The sequence below is a fragment of the Paracoccus sp. KKT209 genome (genome assembly GCF_055635455.1).
Genome location: NZ_CM145758.1, coordinates 1,647,195 through 1,660,581, shown reverse-complemented (window position 1 = coordinate 1,660,581; position 13,387 = coordinate 1,647,195). Strand labels below are relative to the sequence as shown.

The 13,387-nt window shown below is 68.1% G+C and carries 10 protein-coding genes; 5 read left to right on the top strand and 5 right to left on the bottom strand.

The features are described from left to right. The first annotated feature begins 116 nt into the window (after positions 1-116). Positions 117-1,538 (top strand): aminotransferase-like domain-containing protein, encoded by a 1,422-nt coding sequence (locus tag ACZ2G3_RS08355; protein WP_470395262.1) that lies wholly within the window; start codon positions 117-119, stop codon positions 1,536-1,538. 39 nt (positions 1,539-1,577) lie between these two features. Here ACZ2G3_RS08355 and eno read toward each other — a convergent pair whose 3' ends face one another. The 3 genes from eno to ACZ2G3_RS08340 form a co-directional block, all read right to left on the bottom strand. Continuing rightward, a complete protein-coding gene (gene eno / locus ACZ2G3_RS08350) occupies positions 1,578-2,852 on the bottom strand; it encodes a phosphopyruvate hydratase (protein ID WP_470395261.1) in 1,275 nt (424 codons plus the stop codon). Between the two features lie 68 nt (positions 2,853-2,920). Beyond that, positions 2,921-3,601 carry an endonuclease/exonuclease/phosphatase family protein gene (locus tag ACZ2G3_RS08345; RefSeq protein ID WP_470395259.1) on the bottom strand — a complete coding sequence of 227 codons (681 nt, stop codon included), beginning with the start codon at positions 3,599-3,601 and terminating at the stop codon, positions 2,921-2,923. An 84-nt stretch (positions 3,602-3,685) separates the two neighbouring features. Next, positions 3,686-5,086 carry a protein adenylyltransferase SelO gene (locus tag ACZ2G3_RS08340; RefSeq protein ID WP_470395257.1) on the bottom strand — a complete coding sequence of 467 codons (1,401 nt, stop codon included), beginning with the start codon at positions 5,084-5,086 and terminating at the stop codon, positions 3,686-3,688. 110 nt (positions 5,087-5,196) lie between these two features. On the opposite strand from ACZ2G3_RS08340, the gene obgE reads away from it, so the two are divergent. Together obgE and proB are read left to right on the top strand one after the other, a co-directional pair. After that, complete coding sequence (obgE, locus tag ACZ2G3_RS08335) at positions 5,197-6,231, top strand: GTPase ObgE (RefSeq protein ID WP_470395255.1); 1,035 nt, start codon at positions 5,197-5,199, stop codon at positions 6,229-6,231. Then, positions 6,219-7,334: a glutamate 5-kinase gene (gene proB / locus ACZ2G3_RS08330; protein WP_470395253.1), complete on the top strand. Its 1,116-nt coding sequence runs from the start codon at positions 6,219-6,221 to the stop codon at positions 7,332-7,334. The genes obgE and proB overlap by 13 nt, the downstream gene beginning before the upstream one ends. Positions 7,335-7,352: 18 nt before the next feature. Here the strand turns inward: proB and ACZ2G3_RS08325 are convergent, their stop codons facing one another. Together ACZ2G3_RS08325 and pepN are read right to left on the bottom strand one after the other, a co-directional pair. Beyond that, a complete protein-coding gene (locus tag ACZ2G3_RS08325; protein WP_470399090.1) occupies positions 7,353-8,234 on the bottom strand; it encodes a 1-acyl-sn-glycerol-3-phosphate acyltransferase in 882 nt (293 codons plus the stop codon). Positions 8,235-8,284: 50 nt separating this feature from the next. Next, positions 8,285-10,864 (bottom strand): aminopeptidase N, encoded by a 2,580-nt coding sequence (gene pepN, locus ACZ2G3_RS08320; RefSeq protein ID WP_470395251.1) that lies wholly within the window; start codon positions 10,862-10,864, stop codon positions 8,285-8,287. Between the two features lie 182 nt (positions 10,865-11,046). On the opposite strand from pepN, the gene ACZ2G3_RS08315 reads away from it, so the two are divergent. Further along, positions 11,047-11,595, top strand: a complete 549-nt coding sequence (locus ACZ2G3_RS08315; protein WP_470395249.1) for a hypothetical protein — start codon at positions 11,047-11,049, stop codon at positions 11,593-11,595. A 207-nt stretch (positions 11,596-11,802) separates the two neighbouring features. After that, complete coding sequence (locus tag ACZ2G3_RS08310; RefSeq protein ID WP_470399088.1) at positions 11,803-13,377, top strand: Re/Si-specific NAD(P)(+) transhydrogenase subunit alpha; 1,575 nt, start codon at positions 11,803-11,805, stop codon at positions 13,375-13,377. Positions 13,378-13,387: the final 10 nt, after the last annotated feature.

Below are 13,387 nucleotides of genomic sequence, written 5' to 3'. Positions count from 1 at the left end.
AAATATTGATCGGCTGGTCGAAAACACCCGGCGCGGTTCCATCTGGGCGATTGCCGGTTCTGCGGCGCGGGGCTAACAATCGGGCGGCGGGACAGTTCGGCCAAGGGGGACGCGTCATGGGGATCGAGGATTGGCAGCCCGACCTTGAGGGGCAGGGCGGCCCCAAGTTCCGGGCGCTGGCTAATGCGCTGCGCGAGGCGGCACGGTCCGGACAGCTTGTGCCGGGGACGCGCCTGCCGCCGATGCGCGACCTGGCCTGGCGGCTGAAGGTGACGACCGGGACGGTGGCGCGCGCCTATCAGGTCGCGGCCTCCGAAGGCGTCATCGAAAGCCATGTCGGCCGCGGCAGCTTCATCGCCGTCCCGCGCCCCCGTCAGCCGGCGCCGCAGCCGCTGCTTTACGAAAGCCTGGATGCCCCGGCGCGGCCGGACGGGCCGGTGGATCTGCGCATCCCGCAGCTGCCCGACTGTGGCCAGCCCGCGATCATCGGCACCCATCTTGCCGCCGTGGCCCAAGCTCTGGGATCGTCGGTGCTGGATTACACGCCGCTCAGCCAGGACCTGGACTGCCGCCAGGCGCTGCTGGACTGGCTGTCGCCCCGGAACCTGGGACCGGTGGAGGTCTCGGACCTGGTGCTGACGCAGGGCGGCCAGCATGCGATCACGCTGGTGATGTCGCTGTGCCTGGCGGACCGGCCCGCCAAGGTCATGGCCGAGGCGCTGACCTATCCCGGCATGCGCCACGCCGCCCGGCTGATGCGGGCGGAGACGCTGCCGGTGGCAATGGACGAGCAGGGATTGCGCTCCGACGACCTGGACCGGGTGGCGCGCCGGTCAGGTGCGCGGCTGGTCTGCCTGACGCCCTCGGCCCAGAACCCGACACTGGCCGCGATGGACACAACCCGCCGAATGGAGATCGTCGAGGTGGCGCGGCGCCACGACCTGCAGATCCTGGAGGATGAGTGCTATGCCGCGAACCCCCGCCCGGACGCGCCGCCGACCCTTCGCAGCCTTGCGCCCGAGCGGGTCTGGCATGTCTCCAGCCTGTCCAAGATCATCGCGGCGGGCCTGCGGTTCGGCATGCTGATCTGTCCCGAGGGGATGGGGCAGTCCGGGCGTGTCGCGGCCCAGCACAGCCACATGGGCCTGTCGCTGCCGATCACGGGGCTGGTGACGCGGCTGATGACCTCGGGCGATGCGGTGCGGATCGCGGACAAGGTCAAGGATCAGGTCGAGGATCGCCGGCTGCTGGCCCTGCAGCAGCTTGGCGGGCTGCGGCCGGTCAGCCAGCCGGGCGTGCCGATGCTGTGGCTGCCGCTGCCGGCGCCTTGGCGGGCCGAGGATCTGGTGGCGCGGGCGGCAGGGGCGGGCGTCTTTGTGCGGCCGGCCAGCGATTTCACCGCCTCGGGCACTGATGATGCGGGGGTGGAGGGTGTGCGGATCGCGCTGAACTGCCGGATGCCGCGCGAAAGGCTGGCCGAGGCGCTGTCCCTGCTGGGTCAGATGACGGCGGCGGGCCCGCAGGTCTGCCCCGCCTGAAGGAGCGCGCGACCGGCCGGAACCGGTCGCGCAAAAGGATCAGCGCAGGATGCTGCGGCCTGCATATTCTGCGGTGGCGCCCAGCATTTCCTCGATGCGGATCAGCTGGTTGTATTTCGCCAGCCGGTCCGAACGCGCCAGCGATCCGGTCTTGATCTGGCCGCAGTTGGTGGCGACCGCCAGGTCCGCGATAGTCGCGTCCTCGGTTTCGCCCGAACGGTGCGACATCACGCTGGTGAACCCGGCCCGGTCGGCCATGCGGACGGCGTCCAGGGTCTCCGACAGGGTGCCGATCTGGTTGACCTTGACCAGCAGGCTGTTGCCGCAGCCCTTGGCGATGCCTTCGGCCAGGCGCTTGGGGTTGGTCACGAACAGGTCGTCGCCGACCAGCTGGATGCGGTCGCCCAGCTTGTCGGTCAGCATCTTCCAGCCGTCCCAGTCATCCTCGGCGCAGCCATCCTCGATCGACAGGATCGGATAGGCGTCGCAGAGCGCGGCCAGGTAGTCGACGTTCTCGGCCGGCGACAGGGATTTCCCTTCGCCCTTCATCTCGTACTTGCCGCCCCTGAAATATTCGGTCGAGGCGCAGTCCAGCGCCAGCATGATGTCGTCGCCGGGCTTGTAGCCGGCCTTTTCGATGGCCTTCAGGATGAAGTCCAGCGCGTCGCGGGTGGAGGACAGGTTGGGGGCAAATCCGCCCTCGTCGCCGATGCCCGTGGACAGGCCCGCCGCCGACAGTTCCTTCTTCAGGGTGTGGAAGATTTCCGACCCCATGCGCACGGCCTCGCGGATGTTCTCCGCGGCGACGGGCATGATCATGAATTCCTGGATGTCGATCGGGTTGTCGGCATGTTCGCCGCCGTTGATGATGTTCATCATCGGGACCGGCAGGATGCGCGCCGCGGTGCCGCCCACATAGCGGTAGAGCGGCTGGTTCGTGGCCTCGGCCGCGGCCTTGGCCACCGCCATCGACACGCCCAGGATCGCGTTGGCGCCAAGGCGGCCCTTGTTCGGTGTGCCGTCCAGCTCGATCATCATGGCGTCGATGGCGCGCTGCTCGGTCGAATCCTCGCCGATGAGGGACTCGGCGATCTCGCCGTTCACGGCCGCCACGGCCTCCAGCACGCCCTTGCCCATGTAGCGGGCCTTGTCGCCGTCGCGCTTCTCGACCGCCTCATGCGCGCCCGTGGATGCACCCGACGGCACCGCGGCGCGGCCCATCGTTCCGTCTTCCAGCGTCACGTCGACCTCGACGGTCGGGTTGCCCCGGCTGTCCAGGATTTCACGGGCGAAAATGTCGATGATGGCAGTCATGAAGCCCTCCGTTGATCTGCGTCGCGGACTTCATAGCGGGGCGGGGGTCTATCCGAAAGTCGCAATATTCAGGGCAACTTGATCCGAGCCCAGATCGGCAGGTGGTCCGAGGCGTCGCGTGCCTCGGGCGTGTTGAAGACGCCCGTCTCGATCAGGTCCAGGTTGCGCGACATGGCCATCCGGTCCAGCCGCAGCTGTGGCAGCGGCGCCGGATAGGAGGGGCCGGGCGCGATGATCCGGAACCCCGCCAGAGATTCCAGGCCGCGATCGTCGCGCCATTCGTTGAAATCGCCCATCATCACGATGTGATCTTCCGAGATGCGGGCCGCCTGCGCGGTGATCCGCGCCAGCTGCGCCCGGCGGGACGAGCGGGCCAGGCCCAGATGGACGCCGATCACGGTCAGGCCCGGCAGGCGCAGCGCCACCGCGCCGCGCGGCTCCAGCCCCGGCAGCGGCAGGCGGCGCAGGACCGCGATTTCGGCCAGGTGGGGACGCATCAGGATCGTCTGCCCGTGCCAGCCGAGGCTGCTGTCGCTGGTCCCGGTCAGCCGCGCAGGCACCAGACCCGTCTCAGACTGGATCAGCTTGCGGGGCAGGGCCTCGGGGCGGACGCCATAGCGGAAATCGACCTCCTGCAGGGCAATGATGTCGGGGTCCAGCGCCCGGATGACCGCCAGGTTGCGTTCCGGCGCATGGGGGCCGGTGACGCCCCGGCACTTGTGCAGATTGTAACTGGCCAGTTTCAGCATTGTCCGCGCATTCGTCCTGCTGTCATCTCACCCGATCGTTGCGACTTTGGCGTCCGCCGCAAGAGCGGTCGCGCCATGCCGGCCTCAGGTTCCGCAGAAGGTATGATGGACCACCTCCTGCTCCAGCGGGGCATGGGACAGGTCTGCCCAATCGTCGCGCAGATCGCGCGGGTGCGTGACCGCCTCGAAGAGCCGGTTGAAGGGTGCCATGTCGCCCGACACGGCGGATTCGATCGCCGCCTCGATCCGGTGGTTGCGCGGGATGCGGCGCGGGTTGGCCTGCAGCATCATCGCCTGGTCGGGCGACAGCGCCTGCCAGTCGCGCGCCCAGGCGTCGAAGGCCGCGCGGCCGGTGAACTCGTCCCGTGCGCTGCCGTCCGAGAGGCCCGCGAAGACACGGGTGAAATCGGCGCGCTGCTGCGCCATCAGCGACAGCAGGCCTTCGATCAGCGGGCGGTGCGGCTCTCCCTCGATGCCCAGCTTGGCGCCGAACCGGCGCATCCAGGCGGCCTGGTAAAGCGGCGCGAAGCGGTGGACCGAGGCAGTCGCGGCCTCGACCGCGGCCTCCTCCTCCCCCATCAGCGGGATCAGGCAGGTCGCGAACTGTGCCAGGTTCCAGACCGCGATCTGCGGCTGGTTGGCCCAGGCATAGCGTCCCGTTCGGTCGATCGAGGAAAAGACCGTCGCCGGGTGATAGGCATCCATGAAGGCGCAGGGGCCATAGTCGATCGTCTCGCCCGAAATGGCCATGTTGTCGGTGTTCATCACCCCGTGGATGAAGCCCAGCGACATCCAATGGGCGATCGTCTCGGCCTGGCGCGCGACGACCCGGTCCAGCAGGTCCAGCGCGCCTGTGGCATCGGGATAGTGGCGGGCGATCACGTGGTCGGTCAGGGCCGCCAGCGCATCCTGGCGGTCGCGGACGGCGAAGTACTGGAAGGTGCCGACCCGAATATGGCTGGAGGCCACGCGCGTCAGGACCGCCCCGGGCAGCCCGCCCTGTTCGCGCCAGACCATGTCGCCGGTGGCCACCGCCGCAAGGGCGCGGGTCGTGGGCACATCCATCGCCGCCATGAACTCGCTGATGGCATATTCGCGCAGCACCGGACCCATCCAGGCGCGCCCGTCGCCGCGGCGCGAAAACGGCGTCGGCCCGGAACCCTTCAGCTGAAGGTCGAAGCGCGCGCCATCCGGGGCCACGACTTCGCCCAGCAGCACCGCGCGCCCGTCGCCCAGTTGCGGGACGAAACCGCCGAACTGGTGCCCGGCATAAGCCTGCGCGATCGGCTCGGCCCCCGGCGGCAGGGCATTGCCGGCCAGCATCTCGACACCGGGGCCCGAGGCCAGCAGGTCCCGGTCCAGCCCCAGCCTGTCCGCCAGCGGCCCGTTCAGCGCCAGAAGCCTGGGCGCCGAGACGGGGGTCGGCTTGACGCGGGCGAAGAAGCCCTCGGGCATCCGGGCATAGCTGTTGTCGAAACGGATCATCGCGGTCTCCTTTTATCCTTACATAGGAGGCGCGCCTGCCATTGCCACCCCGCGACCCTTGCGCGACGTGACGCAAGGGCGTATCGCCTGACCGCAAAAGGAGCCTTCAGATGAAATTTCTTGACCTCGCCAAAGTCTATATCCGCTCGGGCGGCGGTGGCGCGGGCTGCGTGTCCTTCCGGCGCGAGAAGTTCATCGAATATGGCGGCCCCGATGGCGGCGACGGCGGCAAGGGCGGCGATGTCTGGGCCGAGGCGGTCGAGGGGCTGAACACGCTGATCGATTTCCGCTATCAGCAGCACTTCTTCGCCAAGTCGGGCCAGCACGGCATGGGCAGCCAGATGACCGGCAAATCGGCCGATGACGTCGTGCTGCGCGTGCCCGTGGGCACCGAGATCCTGGAAGAGGACGAGGAGACGGTCATTGCCGACCTGACCGAGGTCGGGCAGCGCGTTCTGCTGGCCAAGGGCGGCAACGGGGGCTGGGGCAACCTGCATTTCAAGTCCTCGACCAACCGGTCGCCCCGCACCGCCAATCCCGGCCTGGAGGGCGTGGAGCGCACAATCTGGCTGCGGTTGAAGCTGATCGCCGACAGCGGCCTGGTGGGCCTGCCGAATGCCGGCAAGTCCACCTTCCTGGCCGCGGTGTCGAACGCCCGCCCGAAGATCGCCGACTATCCGTTCACCACGCTGCACCCGAACCTGGGCGTTGTCGGCGTCGACGGGCATGAATTCGTCATGGCCGACATCCCCGGCCTGATCGAAGGCGCCAGCGAGGGCAGGGGTTTGGGCGACCAGTTCCTGGGCCATGTCGAGCGCAGCAACGTGCTGTTGCACCTGGTCGACGGCACGTCGGAAACCGTGGCCGAGGATGCGCGCACCATCCTGACCGAGCTTGCGGCCTATTCGCCCGTCCTGATGCAGAAGCCGCGGGTGACGGCGCTGAACAAGATCGACGCGCTGGAGGACGAGGTTCTGGCGCAGCGCCGCGCCGAACTGGAGGCCGAGCTGGGCCATCCCGTGATGCTGATGTCGGGCGTGGCGCGGACCGGCGTGACCGACGTGCTGCGCGCCCTTTGGGCCCGGATCGAGCCGACGCGGGCGCCCACGCGGTCCGACGACGCCGAAGGGGCATGGCAGCCGTGACGTCGCCGGCGCTGGCACAGGCGCGACGGCTGGTCGTCAAGGTCGGCTCGGCGCTTCTGGTGGGGCCGGAGGGGCTGCGCGGCGAATGGCTGCGCGGGCTGTGCGACGACGTGGCAGCCTGGCGCGCGCGCGGCTGTGACGTGGTGCTGGTGTCGTCGGGCTCGATCGCCCTGGGCCGGCGGGTCCTGGGTCTGCCGCCGGGAACCCTGCCGCTGGAACAGGCGCAGGCCGCCGCGGCCGTGGGCCAGATCCGCCTGGCACGGGCCTATGAGGAGGCGCTGGCCCCGCATGGCGTGACCACGGCGCAGGTGCTGCTGACGCTGGAGGACAGTGCCGACCGCCGCCGTTACCTGAACAGCCGCGCCACGATGCAGACGCTGCTGGCCCTGGGCGTCGTGCCCATCGTGAACGAGAACGACACGGTCGCCACGGACGAGATCCGTTTTGGCGACAACGACCGCCTGGCCGCGCAGATCGCGGTAACCTGCGGGGCAGACCAGTTGCTGCTGCTGTCGGACGTGGACGGGCTTTATACCTCGAACCCCAAGACCGATCCCGCCGCCCAGCACCTGCCGCTGATCGAGGCGATCACGCCCGAGATCGAGGCGATGGGGGGCGATCCGGTCTCGGGCCTGTCCAAGGGCGGCATGAAGACCAAGCTGATGGCCGCGCGCACCGCGGTGGCGGGCGGCTGTGCGATGGCCATCGCCGAGGGTTCGGTGCTGCGTCCGCTGTCGGCCGTGGCTCAGGGCGCCCGCACCAGCTGGTTCCTGCCCGAGGCGGACCCGCAACTGGCGCGCAAGCGCTGGATCGCGGCGATGAAGCCCAAGGGCACGGTCAGCATCGATGCGGGGGCTGTGCAGGCGCTTGGGCGGGGGAAATCGCTGCTGCCGGCAGGCGTCGTCGCGGTCGAGGGCAGTTTCGGGCGGGGCGATCCGGTAGCGATCGCCGGCCCTCGGGGCCAGCGGCTGGCGACGGGCCTGATCCGCTACACCGCCGTCGAGGCGCGGCTGATCGCCGGCCACCATTCGGCGCAGATCGAGACGATCCTGGGCTATCCCGGCCGCGCGGCGCTGGTCCATCGCGACGACATGGCGCTCTGACGGCTTTCCCGGATCGCGTCACCCGCCCACGGGCTTGCCGCGCCCGGCTGGCAACAAGGTGCTGCGGGTCTGGACAAGGCTGACCGCATCCGGGCCCGGCTCGGGCAGCGCCAGCACGGCCCTGCGCAGCAGGTCAATCGCCTCCTCGCTGCTGCGGGGCAGATCGGCCGCGGCGATCGGCGCGCCGATGGTGACGCGATAGGATTGGCGGGTCTTGTTCAGCACCTCGTTGAACAGCGTCACGTCGCGCAGCGTCGGGTGGATGCGGTCAAACAGGTAGAACAGTGCCGAGTTGCGGGCGCGGATGCGCAGCGGGATCACCGGCACGTCGAACTTGCGCGCGATCATCGCGGCGCTGGCCATCCAGGGGCGTTCGTGCAGGGTCAGGCCGCGCCGCTTGGCCAGCCGGCCCGAAGGGAAGATCAGGCCGATGCGGCCCGCGCCCAAGGCGTCGCGCGTGTAATCCATGGTCGCGCGGGTCTTGGCATGGCTGCGCTTCTCGACCCGCCATTCGACAGGGGCGATCATCTCGATCATCTGTGGCAGGACGCGGATCATGTCATGGTTGGCATAGATGAAGAGGTCGTCGCGCAGCTGCGAGATGACGGCATTGAGGAAGATCCCGTCCGCGATGCCCGTCGGGTGGTTCGCCACGATCAGCGCCGGACCCGTTGCCGGCAGATGCTCGATCCCCTCCACCCGCAGGTCGCGAACCACCAGGTCGCACATGCGACGGAAGATTTCGGCCGACGGCAGGTCGCGAAATTCGGTTCCCAGTTCGACAGTGCGGGGATAGCGCAGCAGATGCATCATCACGCGCCGTGCCGCCCGGTGATGCACGCGCCCCGAAAACAGCCAGGGCGCGCGCTCGGCGATCAGCGGGTCGAGACGCGCCTGCATCTCGGCCCTGGTTTCGTCAATGGTGGTCAATCGCTTCCCCCTCGCGACCCTCAGCGGCCCGCCGCGATCATGCGCGACACCATCTCGCGCGTGTTACGGCTCAAACCCTCAAGGCTCGCGATCCGTTCCAGCGCGGCCCGGGCATGGGCCCGCCGCTCGGCGTCATAGCGGGGCCATGTCTCAAAGGCGGTGGACATGCGGGCGGCGATCTGCGGATTGGCCGCGTCCATGCGGATCAGCCAGTCGGCGGTGAAGTCATAGCCCGAGCCGTCGGCGGCGTGAAAGCCCGCATGGTTGGCCGCCAGCCCGCCCAGCAGCGCGCGAAAGCGGTTGGGGTTCTTCCAGTCGAAATCGTCGCGGGCCGCCAGATCGCGGGCGATCCGCGCCGCGTCCCGGGGCGGGGCCGCCATGACCTGGATGCTGAACCACTTGTCCATGACCAGACGGTTGCCGCCGAACTGATCCAGCAGGACCTGCAGGGCAGCATCCCCCTGTCCAAGCCGCAGAAGCACCGCCAGCGCGGCCATGCGCTCGGTCATGTTGCCGGCAATGCCGAACAGGACCTCCGCGCGCTCGCCCCCGTCGATCCGGCCCAGCAGGCCCAGCGACGCGATCCGCAGCGACCGGCGCGCGGCCGCGTCGGCATCCGGCGAATAGGGGCCGGTGACGGCCATGTCGTCATGGATGTTGGAGAGAAGTTCCTGATGCGTCAGCGCCATGCGCCGCGCCAGGTTGCCGCGTGCGTCATGGATCGCGTCGGGATCGGGCGTGATGCCCTGCGCGGCCAGACGGGTCGCGATCTCTTCCTCGCCGGGCAGGTTCAGGCACAGGGCCCGGAAGGCCGGATCGGCCGAGCCGTCGGCCGCCAGCGCGCCGATGGCCTCTACGTAATCCGCCCCCGCGTCGCGCCCCTGCGCCAGTTCGGTCAGCGCGGACAGCGCCAGTTCGCGCCCCGCCTCCCACCGGGCAAAGGGATCGGTGTCATGCGCCAGCAGGAAGGCGCGCGTCGCGTCGTCCAGGTCCCGGCGCAGCATGACGGGCGCCGAAAAGGCGCGCAGCACCGAGGCCACCGGGCGCGCGCCAAGCCCGTCAAAGGCAAAGCTCTGCCGTGCCTCGGTCATTTCCAGGATGCGGGTGGGCACGACCTCGTCGCCATTGGCGCCGATCAGCCCCACCGCGATCGGGATGACACGCGCGGGCTTGTCCGGCTGGCCGGGCGTGGGCGGCGTCGATTGCGCGAAGGTCAGAGTCAGGGTGCCATCCTGCCATGTCTCGGACATTTCCAGGATGGGTGTGCCTGCATCGGTGTACCAGCGGGAAAACTGCGACAGGTCGCGCCCGGTCGCATCCTCAAAGACCTTCAGCCAGTCCTCGATGGTGGCCGCGTCGCCGTCATGGCGGTCGAAATAAAGGTCCAGGGCCCGCGCATAACCTTCGTCGCCCACCAGCGTCTTCAACATGCCGATGACCTCGGCGCCCTTTTCATAAACGGTGGCGGTGTAGAAGTTGTTGATCTCTTCGTAGCGGTCGGGGCGCGGGGGATGGGCCAAGGGGCCCTGATCCTCGCGGAACTGGCGCGCGCGCAGGGTCTGGACATCCTCGATCCGCTTGACCGCCGCGCTGCGCATGTCGCTGGTGAACTGCTGGTCGCGAAAGACCGTCAGCCCCTCCTTGAGGCAGAGCTGGAACCAGTCGCGGCAGGTGATCCGGTTGCCGGTCCAGTTGTGGAAATATTCGTGCGCGATCACCGCCTCGATCCGCTCGTAGTCGGTATCGGTGGCCGTCTCCGGAGAGGCCAGGACAAGTTTCGAGTTGAAGATGTTCAACCCTTTGTTTTCCATCGCCCCCATGTTGAAATCATCGACCGCGACGATGTTGAACACGTCCAGGTCGTATTCGCGGCCATAAACGTCCTCATCCCACTTCATCGATTTGATGAGCGATTCCATGGCAAAGCCCGCCCGGTCCTGATCGCCGGGCCGCACCCTGACATTCAGATCGACCGGCCGTCCCGAGCGGGTGGTGAAGCGGTCGCTGACCGCCACCAGATCGCCGGCGACCAGCGCGAAGAGGTAACAGGGCTTGGGCCAGGGGTCGTGCCATTCGGCCCATCCCTCGCCCGAGGCGACCGGGTTGCCGTTCGACAGCAGCACCGGCAGGTCGCTGCGCACGGTCACGCGGAAGGTGGTCATGACGTCCGGGCGGTCGGGATAGAAGGTGATGTGGCGGAACCCCTCGGCCTCGCACTGGGTGCAGAAGATGCCGCCGGACAGGTAGAGACCTTCGAAGGCGGTGTTGTCGGCGGGATCGATGGCGACTTCGGTGGCCAGCCTGAAGGGGCCGCGGGGCAGGGCGGCAGCGTGGATGGTCAGACGTTCGTCCGTCCGCGTGACATGGTCTTCAGAAGGGGCCACCCCGTCGATGGTCAGCGCCAGCAGCCGGAGGCCCGCGCCGCCGTCCAGAACCAGATCCCGGGGTGCCCCGGTCGATGCGGGCACCATGTCCAGTTCGGCCCGGATGCGGGTGTCCCGCGGGGCCAGCGTGACATCAAGACGCGTCTCGGCCAGGGTGAAGGGATAGGGGCGATAGTCGGCAAGATACTGGACGGGCTGCGGTTTCGTCTGTGGCATCAAGGGCAACCTTTCCTGAAATAATCCGACGCTTGCCGGAACTCGCGCCTATCGGCTGTGTTAATCGCATGAAGGCCGGGTCGCAAGCCGGGCCCCACACCTTAGGATTGACAGCCGGTACGGACTGAACCAGAGGTTCGCGACCTAACCCGGTAAAAACAAAGTCTGAACTGGAGGCCAGCATGAGCTATGATCCGAACGACCCGAACCGCCCGACAACCGGCACGCGTGACCACAAGGAAACCTATGTCGAGCCGGTCGAGCGCCGCTCTTCGGCTCTGCCGCTGATAATCGGGGTTCTTCTGGCACTGGCGCTGGCCTATTTCGTGCTGCAGCGGTTCATGGCCGATGACACCGTGGCCGTCGAAGGCGACACCACGACAGTGACCACCACCGAGACCGAGGTCGAACCGGCAGACCCCGTCGTCGTGACCGAGCCTGCAGAAGAGCCCGCTGCCGAGGCCGAGGTCGAGGACACCGCCGTCACGCCGTTGGCCACGGATACGGACACGACCGTTGTCGAAGTCGAGCCCATCGAAGAGCCGGCCGCTGTCGAAACCGAGCCCGCTGCAGACACGGCCGTCGATCCCGTCGCGACCGAGCCCGCACCGACGGGAACCCTGACCACGGACGCGCCCGCGACCGAGGAAGAGGTTCCCGCCGAACCCACCACCACGCCGCTGCCGGAGGCGACCGAGCCCGCAACGGAAGAGACCGCACCCGCGAACTGATCCGTTCGACGCCGAAGAACCGAAAGCCCGGTGGCCCCAAGGCCCCGGGCTTTTTCGTGTCGCAAGCCAAAAAGACGCAGCGTCGTTTCCTGTGGCGGTCAGGTCGCTTTCGACCTTCGTCGTGTTCCCCCGGCCTTGTGAAAGATTATTACCCGATGCTATGTGTTCCGCGACAGCGAATTGAACAAGGCGGGGGGCGATGAAGCCATGAAGATCGGCGCGTTGAAAGAGGGCTTCGACGGCGAGGCGCGGGTGGCCATCACCCCGTCCTCGGCGGGGCATCTCGGCAAGCTGGGACATGACGTCCATGTTGAAAGCGGGGCGGGCCAACGCGCCGGCTTTTCGGATGAGGACTATCGCGCGGCCGGCGTCACGGTCTGCCAGACGGCAGCCGAGCTGATCGCCGCCGTGGATGTCGTGGCAAAGGTCCGCCAGCCGACCGAAGCCGAGATCAGGCAGATGCGTCCCGGCCAGACAGTGATCTCGTTCTTCTACCCGGCGCAGAACGCCGAACTGCTGGCGCTGGCCAAGGAGCAGGGCGTCACCGCCATCGCCATGGACATGGTGCCCCGGATCAGCCGCGCGCAGAAGATGGACGCCCTGTCGTCGATGGCCAATATCGCCGGCTATCGCGCGGTGATCGAGGCTGCCAACAACTTTGGCCGCTTCTTCACGGGGCAGGTCACCGCCGCGGGCAAGGTCCCGCCGGCCAAGGTGCTGGTCGTGGGCGCGGGCGTCGCGGGCCTGGCCGCCATCGGGACCTCGGTGTCGCTTGGCGCCCAGGTCTATGCCTTCGACGTGCGCCCCGAAGTGGCCGAGCAGATCGAATCCATGGGCGCGGAATTCGTGTTCCTTGAATTCGACCAGCCGGTGCAGGATGGATCCGCGACCGGTGGCTACGCGGCGCCGTCCTCGCCGGAGTTCCGGGAAAAGCAGCTGGCCAAGTTCCGCGAACTGGCGCCGCAGATGGACATCGTGATCACCACCGCGCTGATCCCCGGCCGCGATGCGCCCAAGCTGTGGACCGCCGACATGGTCGCGGCCATGAAGCAGGGCAGCGTGATCATCGACCTGGCGGCCGAAAAGGGCGGCAACTGCGAACTGACCGTCCCGGATGAGCGGATCGTCACCGACAACGGCGTCGTGGTCATCGGCTATACCGATTTCCCGTCGCGCATGGGGGCGCAGGCCTCTGAACTCTACGGCAACAACATCCGCCATTTCGTGACCGACCTGACCCCCAAGAAGGACGGCGTCATACATCACAACATGGAGGATGACGTGATCCGGGGCGCGACGGTGGCCCATGATCATGACGTGACCTGGCCGCCACCGCCGCCCAAGGTCGCGGCCATCGCCGCGCAGCAGCCGAAGGTTCGGAAAAAGGACCCGACCCCGGCCGAGCGTCGCGCCGCCGAGGCCGCGGCCTTCAAGGCCGATACCCGGAACCAGGTCCGGCTGCTGGTCGGCGGGGGCCTGCTGCTGCTGCTGATCGGGCTGGTCGCGCCTGCCAGCTTCATGTCGCATTTCATCGTCTTCGTGCTGGCCTGCTTCATCGGCTTCCGCGTGATCTGGAACGTCGCCCATTCGCTGCACACGCCGCTGATGGCGATCACCAACGCCATCAGCTCGATCATCATCCTCGGCGCGCTGATGCAGATCGGCAGCCAATCCGGGTGGGTGGTGCTGCTGGGCGCTCTGGCCGTGCTGATGGCCGGCGTCAATATCTTTGGTGGCTTCATGGTCACCCGGCGCATGCTCGCCATGTTCCAGAAGTCGTAAGGGGGCAGGA